Raw genomic sequence first — 15,174 nt, 5'->3', positions numbered from 1 at the left:
CCCCGGCCGCGTGGGATACGTCTGAAGAGGTGACGGAGCGCGGCGAGGAAAGGTGACCGATGGACGGGCGGAAGCCGGGAGACGGACAGCACCCGCAGGACGGGCTGGCGGAGCGGTTCGAGACGCACCGCGGCCCGCTGCGGGCGGTCGCCTACCGGATGCTCGGCTCGCTCAGCGAGGCGGACGACGCCGTCCAGGAGACATGGCTGCGGCTCAGCCGTGCCGACACCGAGGCGGTCGGGAACCTGTCCGGCTGGCTGCGGACGGTCGTCTCCCGGATCTGCCTGGACATGCTGCGCTCCCGCACCGCGCACCGGGAGGAACCGGTCGGACAGGAGCTGCCCGACCTGGCCCGGGAGCGCGGGGACGGCGGCGATCCCGAGGAGGAGGCGGTGCTGGCCGACTCGGTCGGCAGGGCGCTGCTCGTGGTGCTGGACACGCTGGGCCCCGCCGAGCGGATCGCCTTTGTGCTGCACGATGTGTTCGCGGTGCCGTTCGACCGGATCGCGCCCATCGTGGAGCGCTCACCGGTCGCCGCGAAGAAGCTCGCCAGCCGCGCCCGCCAGAAGGTGCGGGGTGGCGCGGCGGTGCCCCGCGCCGAGCTGGACCGGCAGCGGCGCACCGTCGACGCCTTTCTCGCCGCCGCCCGAGGCGGGGACCTGGAGGCGCTGCTTACGGTGCTGGACCCGGATGTCGTACGGCGTGCCGACCGCGCCGCCCTGCCCGAGGGGGTGCCGACGGTGACCCGCGGTGCGCGGGCGGTGGCGGAGGAGACCGCCGGGCTCGCGCCGAGGTCGCGGTTGGCCGAGCCGGCACTGGTGAACGGGGCGGTGGGGATCGTCGTGGCCCCGCGCGGCCGACTGCTGCTCGCCCTGACCCTCACCGTCGAGGACGAGCGGATCACCGCGTACGAGGTGATCGCCGACCCCGGGCGGCTGAGCCGTCTCGAATTGGGTCTCCTCGACGAGGTGCGGCCTGACATAACCTCGGCCCATGGGTGATGTGCTGCCGTATCTGATCGTCGCCGGGGTGCTCGCAGCGCTCATGGGCTTCCTCGGCTGGGTGGCGTCCCTCGCCCGCCGCCGCGGCGCGACCGGCACGGCCCTGCGGGCGGCCCTGGCCTCCCATGACGAGGCATTCCGGGTGACCGCCCATGACTCCCATCACGAGGTCCGGGCGCAGGCGGAACGCAAGGCGCCGATCCTCTCCCCCGACGGTCAGTGGACGCCCAGCCACGCCATGGCGGGTCCGCCGGACCGTCGGCCCTTTGGCCTGCGGGCTTCCCGGACCCGGCGGGGACTGCTGCGCCGGTGGGGCCGCCGGGTGCGGGGGCGCTGACGGCCCCGGCGGGTCGGCGGGTCCAGGACGCTGCCACGGGGTAGTCGGCGGGCCTAGCGTGCAGCCACGGGGTAGTCGGCTCCGAGGGTGACATCGCGCCAGGCGTCGAAGGCGGTCCTGAGGGAATCCAGCCTGGCCTGGGCGATGTCGTAGGCCGCCTTGCCCAGCAGCAGCCGCAGCGGGGGCTCCTCCGCCTCCACCGCGCCGATGATGGCCTCGCTCGCCCGGGCCGGGTCCCCGGGCTGGTGGCCGTAGGTGGCGAGGGTGCTGGTGCGCCGCGCGCCCGCGCTCTCGGCGTAGTCGTCGATGGCGATGGCGGACTGCCGCATGGAGGGGCCGGACCAGTTGGTGCGGAAGGCGGCGGGTTCGACGATCGTCACCTTGATGCCCAGCGGGGCCACCTCGGCGGCCAGCGATTCGGAGAGGCCCTCCACGGCGAACTTGGTGGCGTGGTAGTAGCCGGTGGCGCCGAAGGCGGCCAGGCCGCCGAGGGAGGAGATGTTCACGATGTGGCCGGAGCGGCGGGCGCGCATGCCCGGCAGCACCGCCCGGGTGACGTCGACCAGGCCGAAGACATTGGTGTCGAACAGGGCCCGCACCTCCTCGTCCTCGCCCTCTTCGAGAGCGGCGAGATAGCCGTAGCCCGCGTTGTTGACCAGGACGTCGATGAGTCCGAAGGCGCTTTGGGCCTCCTTGACGGCCTCCGCCACCTGGTCCTTGTCGGTGACGTCGAGTGCCAGGGCCAGCGCGCGGTCCCCGTGCCCGGCGACGACGTCGGCCAGCTGCCCGGGGTCGCGGGCGGTGACCACCGCGCGGTGGCCATGGTCGAGGACGGCGGTGGCGAGTGCCCGGCCCAGACCGGTGGAACAGCCGGTGATGAACCAGACGGGCGAGTCGATCACGGTCATGCGGAAGAGTCCTTCGTCGTGGTGCTCATGGTGTCGTGGGGTGTCTCCACCGCGTCGGCGGCGAGGCTGCCCAGCAGGGACAGCGCCTGTTCGGACGGGCTGCCCGGTTCGGCCTGGTAGACGACGAGCTGCTGACCGGGGGCGCTGTTCACGGTCAGTGCCTCGTACTCCAGCGTCAGCTCCCCCACCAGCCGGTGCCGGAAGCGCTTGGTCTCATGGGTCTTCTGACGGATGTCATGGCGGGCCCACAGCCGCCGGAACGCCTCGCTCTTCAGCGACAACTCACCGACGACGGCAATCAGTTCGGGGTCCTCCTCGTCGATTCCGGCCGCCGCGCGGAGCCCGGCGACGGTGTTGACCGCCACCCGCTCCCAGTCGGGGTAGAACTCCCGCGCGTCCGGGTCGAGGAAGACCAGCCGCATCAGGTCCCCGCTGTGGGTGTGCCCGTCGAACAGGGCCCTGCCCAGGGTGTTGTGGGCCAGTACGGTCAGACAACGCCCCAGGACGACGGCCGGTGTCCGCGGCCAGCCCTCCATCATCCGCAGCAGGGTCGGGCTCACCCGCTCCCGCCGCGCGGCCGGGCGCCGCCGGCCGGGGGCCGGACGGGCCAGCCGGTGCAGATGGGCGACCGCGTCCTCCTCCAGCACCAGGGCCCGGGCCAGCGCCTCGACCACCTGTGCCGAGGGATGCCGCTCCCGGCCCTGCTCCAGCCGTACGTAGTAGTCGGTGCTGACCCCCGCCAGCAGGGCGACCTCCTCGCGGCGCAGACCCGCCACCCGGCGCCGGCCGGCGGGCAGGATGTCCACGTCCTCGGGCCGCACCAGTTCACGGCGGGCGCGCAGAAAGCGCCCCAGAGGGTTCTCGCTGTCCATGAAATCGAGCCTAGACCTGGGAAAGCGGCATCCGGAGCCCGTAAGGTGGCCGCGCTACTCCTAGTCTGGGCCGGGAGGTGCCGCCCATGGGCGGCGGATCACACGACGACGGATTACGAGACCACGGAGCGCAGGACCACGGGCCACCGGGCCACGGAGCGCGGGAACTCGGGGAGCGCAGGGTCGACCGGGGGCCGTACGGAGGCGGCTGCCCGGTGCGGCGGGGGCCCGACGGGATCTGGCAGGTGGCCGGCTACGAGGAGGCCCGCGCCGTCCTGCGCAGCACCGCCACCGTGCAGGCCGGACTCGGCATCGAGACCGTGCAGAAGCTGCCGTCCCGGTTCCGGCGGCCGGTGCTCTACCGGGACGGTCACGAACACCGTGAGGACCGGCGGCAGACCGCCCGGTTCTTCACCCCGCGCCGGGTCGACGAGCACTATCGCGAGGTCATGGTCCGGGTGGCGGAGGCACAGATCGACACCATCCGGGAGACCGGCCGGGGCCTGCTCGCCGACGCCGCCTTCCATCTGGCGATCGAGGTGGCCAGTGCCGTGATCGGCCTGACGGAGAGCCGGCCCGGGATCCGGCGGCGGCTGGAGCGCTTCTTCCCCGAGAAGTTCGGCACCCCGGGGCTGACCAGTCTGCACGGGATCCGCTGGCTGCTGCGACAGAACGCCAACTGGCTGCGGATCTACTGGGGCGATGTCCGCCCGGCCGTACGCACCCGGCGGCGACGGCGGCGCGACGACCTGATCTCCCATCTGCTGGACGAGGGGTGTTCGGCGGGCGAGATCCTGGGCGAGTGCATCACCTTCGCCGCCGCGGGCATGGTCACCACCCGGGAGTTCGTCAATGTGGCCGCGTGGCATCTGTTCGGCGACGCCGCCCTGCTGGCGCGGTACCGAGCGGCCGACGAGCCCGGCCGGATCGCGATCCTGCAGGAGATCCTCCGGCTCGAACCGGTCATCGGCCGGCTACGCCGTCGTACCACCGCACCGCTCCGGCTGCCCGGCGGCGGACAGGATGCGGGCGCGGAGGTGACGGTGCCGACCGGGGAGCTGGTCGATGTCCTGCTCCACCAGGCCAATCTCGACGGCCGTACGGTGGGCGAACGGCCGGAGCTGCTCCGTCCGGGCCGCCCGATGGCCGCGGGCGCCGGTGCGCCGGGGCTGTCCTTCGGGGACGGTGCGCACAAATGCCCCGGAGCCGCCATCGCGCTTCTGGAGACGGATGTCTTCCTCAGCCGGCTGTTCGCCCTGCCCGGTATCCGTATGGCGTCCCCGCCCAGGGTCGGCTTCAAGGACGAGATCGCCGGCTATGAGCTGCGCGGCTGCGAGGTCGTGCTCACCGACCGGGCTTGACTGCCACCGGCCCCGCCGACCACCCGAGCGTCAGGAGAAACCATATGACCGAGTCCCCGGCCCCGATCCAGGGCCACTGCGACCCCCGGTTCGCCGGAGTGCGGGCCGCCTTCGAGGCGAACTTCGGCGAACGCGACGAGCTGGGCGCCGCGGTGGCCGTGCGGATCGGCTCGCAGACCGTGGTGGATCTGTGGGGCGGCTGGGCCGACGGCGGGCGCACCCGCCCCTGGGAGCGGGACACCCTGGTCAATGTGTGGTCGACCACCAAGGGGCCGGCGGCGCTGTGTGCCCATGTGCTGGCGGACCGCGGGCTGTTGGACCTGGACGCGCCCGTGGCCGCGTACTGGCCCGAGTTCGCCGCGGCCGGCAAGGGCTCGCTGCCGGTGCGGTATCTCCTCTCGCACCGGGCGGGGCTGGCGGGGTTGCGGGAGCCGCACAGCGTGGCGGAGCTGTACGACTGGGAGTTGACCACCGCCCGGCTGGCCGCGGCCGAGCCGTGGTGGGAGCCCGGCACCCGGAGCGGCTATCACGCGCTCACCTACGGCTTCCTGATCGGCGAGGTGATCCGGCGGATCACCGGGCTGCTGCCCGGCGAGTTCCTGCGGCAGGAGGTCACCGGGCCGCTGGGCATGGACTTCACCATCGGCCTTCCGGAGAAGGAGACCGGCCGGGCCGCCGAGTTGATCGGTCCGCGGGCCGGGCGGCCGGGCGGTGAACAGGCCGCGGCGGGCCTGCGGTTCACCCCCGTCGCCCTGGCGGCGCTGGGCAATCCGGTGGTCGGCGCGGCCGAGGCCAACAGCCGGGAGTGGCGCGAGGCCGAGCTGCCGGCCCTCAACGGCCATGGCACGGCCCGCGCCATCGCCGAGCTGTACGGCATCCTCGCCCGCCGCGGTCTGGCCGACGACCGCCGGGTGCTGTCCACGGAGGCCGCCGAGCGCGCCCGCGAAGGCCAGGGTTCCTGCCGGGACCTGGTCCTGGGCGAGGCTCTCGGCCGGGACACGGAGGTGGCGCTCGGGGTGTGGCTGAGCGGTGCGCACGGCTCGTACGGCCCCAACCCGCGCGCCGTCGGCCATGACGGCTTCGGCGGCTCCTGCGGGCTCGCGGACCCGGAGGCGGAGCTTTCCCTGGGCTATGTGATGAACCGTATGGGCCCGCACATCGTCGACGACCCCCGGAAGATGACCCTGGTGAAGGCGGTGTACGCGGCGCTGTGACCGGCGGGGCGGCCCGGCCGCGGCTGGGCCGCCGCGTCGCCGTAGCCGGGCCACCCGGCCGTGGCTACGCCTCTCGCGAGCGTTTCAGCAGCGCCAGGGAGCAGATGAGGGACACCGCCACCAGCGCCATCTGGTAGATCACGACCGGCACGATCGAGCCGCCGGTCGAGCGCAGCAGCCACTCGCCGACCAGGGGTGCCGTACCGCCGATGAGCGCCGAACACAGCTGGTAGGAGAGGGAGATACCGGTGTAGCGCACGGAGATCGGGAAGGCGGCGGCGAGCAGTCCGGCCAGGATCGCGTAGTTCATCGCGCCGGTGATGCCCAGCAGACAGATGCCGAGCCCCACGACGACCGGCTGAGTCGTCGAGACACAGGCGTACATCACGGGCACCAGAGCGAAGTTGAGGCTCAGCAGGGCCGCCACGGTGCGGCGCGGGCCGAAGCGATCGGCCAGCAGCACCCCGAAGGGCTGGGTGAAGAACTGGATGACGCTGTAGACGAGCAGCACGTTCAGCATGGTGGAGCGCTCCATGCCGAGGCTGCCCGTGGACCAGGACAGGACGAAGGTGGTGATGAAGTAGGTGGCGGCGATGCCGATCGAGCTGGCGAGCACGCCGAGGGCGAGGGTTCCGGGGTGGCGGGTGACCAGCTCCCGCAGGGGGACCTTCGCGACCCGCTTCTCGTCCCGCAGCCGGGCGAACTCCGGGGACTCCTCGACCTTGAGCCGCACGACGAGGCCGATGACCACCATCACGGCGGAGAAGAGGAAGGGAACGCGCCAGCCCCAGGCGTCGAAGTCGTCGTCCGGAAGCTGGGTGAGCAGGGCGAACATCCCGGTGGCCAGAATCGATCCGGCCGGTGACCCCTGCTGGGCGAAGGCGCCGAACGACAGAGCCTTCCCCTTGGGCGCGTGTTCGCTGGCGATGAGGACGGCGCCGCCCCATTCGCCGCCGACCGCGATGCCCTGCACCATGCGCAGCAGCACCAGTGCGATGGGCGCGGATACGCCGACCTCGTCGTAGCCGGGGAGCAGCCCGATCAAGGTGGTGGCGATGCCCATCATGAGCAACGTGGTGACCAGGGTCTTCTTCCGGCCGATCCGGTCGCCGAGGTGGCCGAAGACGATGCCGCCGATCGGCCGGGCGAGGAATCCGAGCCACAGGCTGCCGAACGCCTCCAGCGCGCCGGTGGTGTCACCGCCGCCGAAGAAGATCTTGCCGAGGACGAGCGCGGACGCGGTGGAGTAGATGTAGAAGTCGTACCACTCGACGGTGGTGCCGATGAACGAGGCGAGACCCGCCTTGCGGGCGGTCCGCTCGCGGTCGGTGGCCGTGGCGCGGTCCGTGGCCGCGGCGGTGGCGGTGGGCTTGCTCATGGTCAGCGTCCAGATATGCGGTCGGCGAGACGGGCGATGGGGGAGGTGGTGGTGCGGCCGGAGGACTCGGAGCGGTCGGCGGCGCGGTACGCGGCGTACATGCCGTGCACCCCGATCCACCGGAACGGTTCGGGCTCCCATCGACGGGTGCGGTGGCCGACCCAGGGCAGCGCGGTCAGCTCGGTGGAGCGGCCGAGCAGCAGATCGCACAGCGTGCGACCGGCGAGGTTGGTGGCGGCCACGCCATGGCCGACGTATCCGCCCGCGAAACCGAGGCCGGTGGCCGGGTCGTAGTCGATCGAGGCGCACCAGTCTCGGGGCACGGCCAGCACCCCCGACCAGGTGTGGTCGATGGCGGCCTCGGCGGTGTCCGGGAAGAGGCCGGTGAGGATCCGCCGCAGGGCGCGCACGGTGTCCGCGCTGGTCTGTCCGGCCCGGTCGGTGCGGGAGCCGAACTTGTAGGGCACCCCGCGGCCGCCGATGGCGATACGGCCGTCCGCGGTGCGCTGTCCGTAGGTGTAGGCGTGGGTGGCGTCGCTGAGGAGTTCCTGCCCCTCCCAGCCGAGCCGCTTCCACAGCTCGTCGGGGAGCGGCTCGGTGACGATCATCGAGGAGTTCATCGGCAGCCAGGTGCGCCGCTCGCCCTCGATACCGCTGGTGAAGCCCTCGGTGGCGCGGACGATCCGGCCCGCGCTGATGGTGCCGAACGGGGTGCTGACCCGGCCGGGGGCGATGGCGGTGACGGGGGTGGACTCCAGGATCCGTACGCCCCGCGCCTCCACCGCGCGGGCCAGGCCCCGCACCAGCTTGGCCGGGTGGACCCGGGCGCAGTGCGGATTGTGGTAGCCGCCCAGCGCCCCGTCCAGGCGCAGCCGCTCGGCGACCCGGGGCGCGCTCAGCCACTCCAGGTCCTGTGCGCCCCAGTGCCGCAGCTGGTCGTACGCCGTGCGCAACCGGGGCAGTTGGGCCGCGCCGTGGGCGACGGTGAGATAACCGCTCTTGACGATGTCGGCCTCGATGCCCTCGGTACGGGCCACCGAGATCACCTCGTCCACGGTGTGGATCATCTCCCGCTGCAGGGCGATGACGGCCTCGCGTCCGCGCTTCCTCGCATAGGTCCCGGCCGATCCGGCGATCTTGCAGCTGAGCCAGCCGGCGTTCCGCCCCGAGGCGCCGAATCCGGCGAACTCCCGGTCCACGACGGTGATATCGAGATCGGGGACAGCCTGCTTGAGGTAGTACGCGGTCCACAGCCCGGTGAAGCCCGCGCCCACGACGCACACATCGGTGGCGAGGTCACCGTCGAGGGGCGGACGCCGTTCGGGGAAGCCGGTCTGGCGGTACCAGAAGGACACATTTCCGTTCAGCACTGCGGCACTCAGCCAATCGTGATCGTACGGCCGCTGGTCGGGCGGCCTGAGGATGGCCCCGGTTTCGTCGCGGATCGAGAAGGGCGGACCGAGGAGCGTGGACCCAGGGGTGCGGGTCAGTAGCTGGGCGGGCTGATCACCCACAGCACCCGGGCGGCCGCCGCGGCCGTCTCGCTCAGCCGGTGCGGTACGGCGGAGGAGTAGCGGATGCTGTCACCGGCCCCGAGGGTGAAGGAGCGGTCGCCGAGCTGGAGCGAGACCGTGCCCTCGAGTACGTACAGGAACTCCTCCGAGTCGCCGTGGCTGTAGAGGGTCTCCCCCGTGGAGCCGTGGGCGTCGAACTCCCCCAGGAACACCTCGAGATGGTGCTGCGGCCCCGGGGTCAGCCGGAACTTGCGCCCGCCGAGCACCCCGAGGGCGAGCCGGGGCGCCTCCTCGGCGCGCAGCACGCTCGGGCCGCTGGTGAAGTCGTCGCCGAACAGATCGGCCACCTTCAGGCCGAGCGCGGCGGCGACCTGCTGGAGGGTGGCGATGCTGGGGTTGGCCTGCCCGCGCTCTATCTGGCTCAGATAGCCCTCACTGATCGCGGCGGCCTCGGCGACGGTCCGCAGCGTCAGCCGTCGTGCCTTGCGCAGCGCACGCAGCCGGTCGCCTACGGACTCGTCGCCGGTACCGGCGGCCCGGTCCGTGGGGTGTTCGTTCTCCATGGCCGGACACGCTAAGAGCGCTGAGCGGCTGGCACAAGAGTCTGTACTGAAAACTCAGAAATCTTTACTGAGGACGGGATCCGGCGCTCAGTCCGTCCAGGGTGAGGTCGAGGAGGCGGTCGGCCTGCTCCCGCTGCTCGGGCTTCCCCGAGGCGAGGGCGATGCCGGTCAGAGCGGCGAACACGTCGGTCGCGCTGATGTCCGACCGGATCACACCGGCCGCGGCGGCGGCGCCCATCAGCCGCGAGAGGGCGTCCTGGATCATCTCGTGACTCTGGGCGTACGGATTGACGCCCGACGCGACGACGCCCCGCAACGCGTCCGCCATGCCCAGCTTGGCGTTCGCGTAGTCCATGAAGCGGCCCAGCCACGCACGCATGGCCTCGCGCGGGGGCAGGGCCGCCAGCAGCTCGGGGGCGGCGTCGCAGAGCCGGGCCAGCTCATTGCGGTAGGCGGCCTCGATCAGCAGCTCGCGGGTCGCAAAGTTCCGGTAGAGGGTGCCGGTGCCCACGCCCGCCTCCTTGGCGATGCGCTCGAGGTGGGCATCCAGCCCTTCCTCGGCAAACACCCGCACCGCGGCGGAGAGGATCTTCTCCCGGTTGCGCTGCGCGTCGGCCCGCAGCGGGCGCCCTGGATCCCTGGCCATCGACGACTCTCCTCATTCCCCGGTTGCTAAGTGGAGGCGCATCCGCTTAGTGTGGACGGAGTGAAGTGGAGGCGGCTCCGCTTCTTACTGTAGGCCATCCCCGCCTCCCCCTTTTCCCGCAATCCCTCTGGAAGGACTCCCCATGATGTCCGGTATCGAAGGCAAGGTCATCGCCATTACGGGCGCGAGCAGCGGCATCGGCGAGGCCACCGCGCTGCTGCTGGCCGAGCGCGGCGCCAAGGTCGTCCTCGCCGCGCGGCGGTCGGACCGCATCGAGGCGCTGGCGGCCCGGATCACCGAGGCCGGCGGCGAGGCCGTCCCCGTCGTCACCGATGTGAAGCGGCGCGAGGACCTGTCCCGCCTGGTGGCGACGGCACGCGAGCGGTACGGAAAGCTCGATGTACTGGTCAGCAACGCCGGTATCAGCCCGATCTCCGCCCTCGACGATCTGCGCGTCGAGGACTGGGAGGAGATGGTCGACGTCAACATCAAGGGCGTGCTGTACGGCATCGCCGAGGCTCTGCCCGTCTTCCGCGAGCAGGGCTTCGGGCATTTCGTCCACACCCTCTCCACCGCCGGGCTGACCATCGTCCCGCGGATGTCGGTCTACGCCGGCACCAAGAACGCCGTACGCGCCATCTCCGAGGGGCTGCGCCAGGAGGCGGGCGAGTCGCTGCGGGTGACCACCATCTCGCCGGGGTTCACCGAGACGGAGCTCGCGCATTCCATCACCGACCCGGACGCGAAGAGCCAGATCCAGGACTCCATGGCCAAGATCGCGATGCCGCCGAACGCCATCGCCCGCGCCATCGCGTTCGCCGTCGAGCAGCCGTCCGGTGTCGACGTCGGCGAGATCGTGGTCCGCCCCACCGCACAGAGCTGAGGCCCGCGCCCGACGGTCAACCGCCGGGCGTACGGCCGGTATCCAGCAGCGCGACATGGACGGCCGCGGTGAGAACCACGGCCGCCAGTGTCCATGAGATCCAGTTACCCGGGTCGGGCAGCCACTGGCGCCCGAGCGCGATCGGATAGATGGCCACCGCGTACCCGGCGGGTACGGTGCGCGACACAATCCCCTTACGGGCGGCGCCGAAGAATAACAGCGGCGCCAGCAGGCCGGCGGAGAACACCACACCCACCACCCACAGCACCCGGTGGCGTAGGCCGGTGTACACAGTGGGCCGCGCGGATGTTCCGGTGGAATATTCCTTCACGATGGCCTTTCGCTCGGTGCGGAGTGCAGACGATTGAGTGCGTGGTGTGCGCTCACGGCGCCGATGCCTTCCAGATCGCGAAGCTGACGCGCGGAGAAACTGGAGAGTAGTTCGAGATTATCGATACCAGCTCTGAGTAATGCATTGGCCAAACGATGTCCGATTCTGTCGTGTCCAAGGGCATCGAAGAGTTCGCCGCCCTCGCAGGAACCGCATCGTCGTCCGGACTCGCTCGGCGCCTTTTCCCGGACGCCGCACCCACCGCACATATCGATCACCCGGTCATCCCATCGCGCCCTGGACCAGCTCATTTTGACGATGGCCTCGCGAAGCGCACCAATGCTGTCGGCCGCGGAGGAGGAATGAGTGGCGCCACAGATGTCACATCGAATGGTGATCGAATGGCTCATGTGAGCATGATGGCAGAGCGGCTTCCAAGGGGCCTTCCCCGTCATCGCTTTGCGGCCGTTCGGCCACCCATCGGGACATGCGTTTCTCACAGCCGCTTGATGACAAATGCGACTGTTACCCCGCCCGGAGTGGTGAAAGCGTGAGCCATCAGTGGACAGCGAAGTGTCCGGGGGGTCCGCGCAAGCCGTCGTCAGCGGCTTGAATCCCGTCGGTGCGGACGGGGAACGCACCAGCGACAATCCAGGATCCGGCCGAGTGCTGTCACCGCGAGCCCCACCGGGCTCTCCTGACCGACAACGGAAACGGCTGGGTGATGAGAGACAACGCCACTGACAGGGGCGCGGACGATACGAGGGGGCGCCGTCACCGGCGATGGCGCGTATCCGCGGCGCTGGGTCTGACGGCGGTGCTGGCGGGCGGCGGGATCGCCGCCCTCCAGGCGGCCGGATCGCCCGTGTCCGATGCCCCGGAGCCCACGGCCGTCGTCGCCTCGCACTCCGGCCGGCTGACGCCCGGGGAATCGCGCGAGGCGTCCCGCATCGCCGTCGACGCCGCCACCCGGCCCGGGACCGCGCCCGCGCGGGGCGGCCAGGACGCGAAGAAGGACACCGCGGGCGGGGAGCGGAACGTCGCGGGCGGTTCCGGCGCCGAGCCGCTGGACACCCGCCGTCCGCCCCGGGCCAAGTCGGCCTCCTCCGCCCCGGACAGCCGGGCCGAGGTCCAGCTCTACGACTACGCCTCGGACACCCTCATCACCCGGCTGGTCGATCTGCGCTCCAAGAAGGTCCTCGACTCCGCGCGTCAGCACGGCGTCCAGCCGCCTCCCACCCTGGCCGAGGCCCGTGAGGCGGTGAAGGTCGTCCTGGCCGACCGCCGGCTCGGCCCGGGAATGCGCGACTCCTACACCTCGCAGACCGGGAAGCGGCTGACCTCGCCCTCACAACTCCGCCTCCAGAGCATGTCGTTCCTCGGCTCCCGCGCCAAGGGGGTGGACGGCGCGCGGAAGGTGTCCCGGTGCGGTGAGCACCGGTGTGTGCAGCTCTTCGTGCGCCTTCCGGGTGGCAAGTGGATCGACACCAGCCGGATCGTCATCGATCTGTCGGCCAGGCGCGCCGCCGTCATCGGCCTGTGAGGGGAGCTTTGTCCGTGTCCAGTCTGTTTCGGCGTGCCCGTGTGCTGGTCGCCGTGGTGGGATTGCTGGCCCTGTGGGTGCCGGGCCCGGCGTCCGCCGCGCCCACGAGGGCCTCGGCGGCCCCGTCCTGCCCCGCCGCGGATCGCATCGACACCACCCTGAAGAACGGTGCCCGGTGGCAGATGTGCTGGGACATCGACCGCAACACCGGTGCGGTGCTCAGCGATGTGATCTACACCCCGAACCGCGGCGCCCCCACCCGTGTCCTCAAGAGCGCCTCGCTCGCCGAGGTGCATGTGCCCTACGACAGCGGTCAGCCGCGCTTCTACGACGTCTCCGCGATCGGCTTCGGCGATCTGGAGCAAGGCACACTCACCCGGCTCAGCGCCAAGGACTGCCCGGACGGGCGGCTGCACGACTTCCGGGACACCCCCGTGCTGTGCGTCGAGGAGCAGCCCCGCCCGTTCGCCTACAAGAGCGCGGTGGAGAAGGGCGTCCTGCACGGCACCGACCTGGTCGTCTTCTCGGTCTCGGAGATCGGCTGGTACGACTACATCACCGAATGGCGCTTCTCGGACGACGGTTCCATCACTCCCCGCTCGGGCGCCACCGGGAGCCTCTCGCCGTTCCAGTTCTCCGACGCGAGCAGCGGCTGGCCGACCGGGGTGGGCTCCACCCGGTTCAGCGAGAACCACTCGCACAACATCTTCTGGCGGCTGGACTTCGACGTCGACGGACAGTCGGCGAACACCGTGGAGCAGTACGACTACCTGGGCAGCGGTACGGCCGAGCGCACCACCAAGCGCACCGTGCTCTCCGATGAGACCGCGGCGGACCTCGCGCCCACCCGCTTCTGGCGGGTGGTGAACCCCACGGCCGAGAACTCCGACGGCCACGCCAAGTCCTGGGAGATCGACAACCACCACAGCGATCAGTACCGGGGTCCGCACGAGACCGAGGAATTCACCCACCACGACATGTACTTCACGCAGTACCGGGAGTGCGAGCGGCTGGCCTACGGCAACACCGCCCCGGACTGCGCCACCTCGGTCGACAAGTACACCGGCGGCGAGAAGCTCACCGACCCGGTCGCCTGGGTCAGCGTCGACTTCCACCATGTGCCCAGGGACGAGGACCAGGACCCGATGCCCACCCACTGGCAGGGCTTCACGATCGTGCCCCGGGATGTCACGGCCACCAGCCAGCTGCCTTGACCCGGCCCCTGTCGCCCATCCCGTTCCGTCCCCCGGCAAGGAGTGCACCGTGTTACGTCCGACCCCGGCACCGTCCGTCGAGCGGTCGAAGATACGCCGCGTCCTCGAGGACCGCCTGACCGCCCTGGCCCGCGCCCATCAGGTGCCCGGAGCCCAACTCGCCCTGCACAGCGGCGGGACGACGCTCGCCGTGCAGACCGGCGTCCTGGACGCGGAGACCGGCGAGCCGTTCACCGCCGAGGCGGCCGTGCCCATCGGCTCCGTCACCAAGGCGTACACCGCGACCGTGGTGGCGCTCCTGGTGGCGGACGGCGATGTGGAGCTGGACGACCCGGTCGGCGAGCATGTGCCGGAGCTGCGGCGGGCCGGCCCGCCGTGCACGGTGCGCCAGGTGCTCAGCCACACCGCGGGGCTGCCGTCCGGGCCCGACTCGGACCAGGTGGCCTCGGTGACCTCCGCACGCTATCTGCTTGACCACTGCACCGACCGCAGCCTGGTGATGCCCCCGGGCACGGACTTCTCCTACTCCAACGCGGGCTATGTCGCGGCGGGCCGGCTGATCGAGACGGTCACCGGGATGAGCTGGCAGGAGGCCATGCGGTCCGTGCTGCTCGATCCGCTGGGCACCGTGCCGTCGTTCATCGGCACGGCCGCCACCCCGCACCGGCCGACCGCGCGCGGCCACTCGGCCAACACGGCCACGGGCAGGACCAGACCGGTGCGGCAGAACCTCGCCCCCGCCGAGGCCGCGGCCGGTGCGCTGCGGGCCAGTGCGCTCGATCTGGTGGCGCTGGGCCGGGCCCATCTCGGCGACGGCCCGCGGGGGGTGCTGCCCCGTGAGCTCGCGGAGGAGATGCGCCGCCCGGTGCCCGGCGCCGACCCCGGTGTGCTGGCCGACGGCTGGGGCCTGGGATGGGCGCTCTTCCGGCACGGCGAGACGCTGTGGTTCGGGCACGACGGCAACGCCCAGGGCACCTCCTGCTCGCTGCGGGCCGATCCCGCCACGGGGGTGGTGGTCGGCTTCACCGCCAACGCGGGCGGCGGCACCGAGCTGTGGAACGAACTGACCGATGTCCTCGGCGAGGTCACCGGCGTCCGGGTGCCCGCCGGCCCCACCCCGCGGCACCTGGCCGCCCCCATGGCCATGACCTCGCAGTGCACCGGGATCTATCTCAACGGCGACATCGAGTACCAGGTGACCATCGGCGACGGCGGTGGCCTCGCCCTGTCCGTGGACGGCGACCTCCCCGCGCCGCTGGTCTGCCATGAGGACCTCACCTGTGATCTGGTGGACCCCTCCTCCGGACGCCAGATCCCCGGCGGGCGCTTCGTCCGCGATCCGCGGACCGGCGCCGTCGACCGGATCCAGCTCTCGGGCCGGATGGCCCGTAAGAGCGCCCTGGTCTGAG

General features: G+C 71.5%; 16 protein-coding genes. 8 read left to right on the top strand and 8 right to left on the bottom strand.

Features of this window, described 5'->3' with window-relative positions; all coding sequences use genetic code 11:
- The first annotated feature begins 59 nt into the window (after window positions 1-59).
- Together ACFYOY_RS28085 and ACFYOY_RS28080 are read left to right on the top strand one after the other, a co-directional pair.
- A complete protein-coding gene (locus ACFYOY_RS28085) occupies window positions 60-1,001 on the top strand; it encodes a sigma-70 family RNA polymerase sigma factor (protein ID WP_351885016.1) in 942 nt (313 codons plus the stop codon).
- Entirely contained in the window at window positions 994-1,338 is a 345-nt protein-coding gene (locus tag ACFYOY_RS28080) for a hypothetical protein (protein ID WP_351885013.1), read from the top strand. The genes ACFYOY_RS28085 and ACFYOY_RS28080 overlap by 8 nt, the downstream gene beginning before the upstream one ends.
- 53 nt (window positions 1,339-1,391) lie before the next feature.
- On the opposite strand, the gene ACFYOY_RS28075 is transcribed toward ACFYOY_RS28080, so the two are convergent.
- Complete coding sequence (locus ACFYOY_RS28075) at window positions 1,392-2,246, bottom strand: oxidoreductase (protein ID WP_351885010.1); 855 nt, start codon at window positions 2,244-2,246, stop codon at window positions 1,392-1,394.
- The gene (locus tag ACFYOY_RS28070) at window positions 2,243-3,118 is read right to left on the bottom strand and encodes a helix-turn-helix transcriptional regulator (RefSeq protein WP_351885007.1); all 876 of its coding nucleotides are present in this window, start codon (window positions 3,116-3,118) and stop codon (window positions 2,243-2,245) included. The genes ACFYOY_RS28075 and ACFYOY_RS28070 overlap by 4 nt, the downstream gene beginning before the upstream one ends.
- Window positions 3,119-3,333: 215 nt before the next feature.
- Here ACFYOY_RS28070 and ACFYOY_RS28065 point away from each other — a divergent pair, with 215 nt between their 5' ends.
- Entirely contained in the window at window positions 3,334-4,479 is a 1,146-nt protein-coding gene (locus ACFYOY_RS28065; protein WP_388590353.1) for a cytochrome P450, read from the top strand.
- A gap of 44 nt (window positions 4,480-4,523) precedes the next feature.
- Complete coding sequence (locus ACFYOY_RS28060; RefSeq protein ID WP_351885001.1) at window positions 4,524-5,693, top strand: serine hydrolase domain-containing protein; 1,170 nt, start codon at window positions 4,524-4,526, stop codon at window positions 5,691-5,693.
- A gap of 64 nt (window positions 5,694-5,757) precedes the next feature.
- Here the strand turns inward: ACFYOY_RS28060 and ACFYOY_RS28055 are convergent, their stop codons facing one another.
- From ACFYOY_RS28055 to ACFYOY_RS28040, 4 genes are all read right to left on the bottom strand, one after another.
- Window positions 5,758-7,071: an MFS transporter gene (locus tag ACFYOY_RS28055; protein WP_351884998.1), complete on the bottom strand. Its 1,314-nt coding sequence runs from the start codon at window positions 7,069-7,071 to the stop codon at window positions 5,758-5,760.
- A 2-nt stretch (window positions 7,072-7,073) separates the two neighbouring features.
- Window positions 7,074-8,441: an NAD(P)/FAD-dependent oxidoreductase gene (locus ACFYOY_RS28050; RefSeq protein ID WP_388590331.1), complete on the bottom strand. Its 1,368-nt coding sequence runs from the start codon at window positions 8,439-8,441 to the stop codon at window positions 7,074-7,076.
- 116 nt (window positions 8,442-8,557) lie between these two features.
- Window positions 8,558-9,148: a helix-turn-helix domain-containing protein gene (locus ACFYOY_RS28045; protein WP_093469534.1), complete on the bottom strand. Its 591-nt coding sequence runs from the start codon at window positions 9,146-9,148 to the stop codon at window positions 8,558-8,560.
- Between the two features lie 64 nt (window positions 9,149-9,212).
- Window positions 9,213-9,794, bottom strand: coding sequence for a TetR/AcrR family transcriptional regulator (locus ACFYOY_RS28040; protein ID WP_388590329.1), 582 nt, complete (start codon window positions 9,792-9,794; stop codon window positions 9,213-9,215).
- Window positions 9,795-9,939: 145 nt separating this feature from the next.
- On the opposite strand from ACFYOY_RS28040, the gene ACFYOY_RS28035 reads away from it, so the two are divergent.
- Window positions 9,940-10,677 (top strand): SDR family oxidoreductase, encoded by a 738-nt coding sequence (locus tag ACFYOY_RS28035; protein WP_351884989.1) that lies wholly within the window; start codon window positions 9,940-9,942, stop codon window positions 10,675-10,677.
- A 16-nt stretch (window positions 10,678-10,693) separates the two neighbouring features.
- On the opposite strand, the gene ACFYOY_RS28030 is transcribed toward ACFYOY_RS28035, so the two are convergent.
- Both ACFYOY_RS28030 and ACFYOY_RS28025 read right to left on the bottom strand, forming a co-directional pair.
- Complete coding sequence (locus tag ACFYOY_RS28030) at window positions 10,694-11,008, bottom strand: hypothetical protein (RefSeq protein WP_351884986.1); 315 nt, start codon at window positions 11,006-11,008, stop codon at window positions 10,694-10,696.
- Complete coding sequence (locus ACFYOY_RS28025) at window positions 11,005-11,418, bottom strand: helix-hairpin-helix domain-containing protein (RefSeq protein ID WP_351884984.1); 414 nt, start codon at window positions 11,416-11,418, stop codon at window positions 11,005-11,007. The genes ACFYOY_RS28030 and ACFYOY_RS28025 overlap by 4 nt, the downstream gene beginning before the upstream one ends.
- Before the next feature lie 314 nt (window positions 11,419-11,732).
- Between ACFYOY_RS28025 and ACFYOY_RS28020 the strand changes: the two genes are divergently transcribed.
- The 3 genes from ACFYOY_RS28020 to ACFYOY_RS28010 are packed head-to-tail and all read left to right on the top strand — an operon-like array spanning window position 11,733 to window position 15,173.
- The gene (locus ACFYOY_RS28020) at window positions 11,733-12,551 is read left to right on the top strand and encodes a hypothetical protein (protein WP_388590326.1); all 819 of its coding nucleotides are present in this window, start codon (window positions 11,733-11,735) and stop codon (window positions 12,549-12,551) included.
- A gap of 14 nt (window positions 12,552-12,565) precedes the next feature.
- On the top strand, window positions 12,566-13,765 hold the full coding sequence (locus tag ACFYOY_RS28015; RefSeq protein ID WP_351884978.1) for a copper amine oxidase: 1,200 nt from the start codon (window positions 12,566-12,568) through the stop codon (window positions 13,763-13,765).
- A 49-nt stretch (window positions 13,766-13,814) separates the two neighbouring features.
- Complete coding sequence (locus ACFYOY_RS28010; protein ID WP_388590324.1) at window positions 13,815-15,173, top strand: serine hydrolase domain-containing protein; 1,359 nt, start codon at window positions 13,815-13,817, stop codon at window positions 15,171-15,173.
- Window position 15,174: the final 1 nt, after the last annotated feature.

The organism is Streptomyces sp. NPDC007875, assembly GCF_042868035.1.
GTDB classification, from domain to species: Bacteria; Actinomycetota; Actinomycetes; order Streptomycetales; family Streptomycetaceae; genus Streptomyces; species Streptomyces antimycoticus.
Note: the sequence above shows the minus strand (reverse complement) of the source record. Positions and strands in the feature narration are given on the sequence as shown.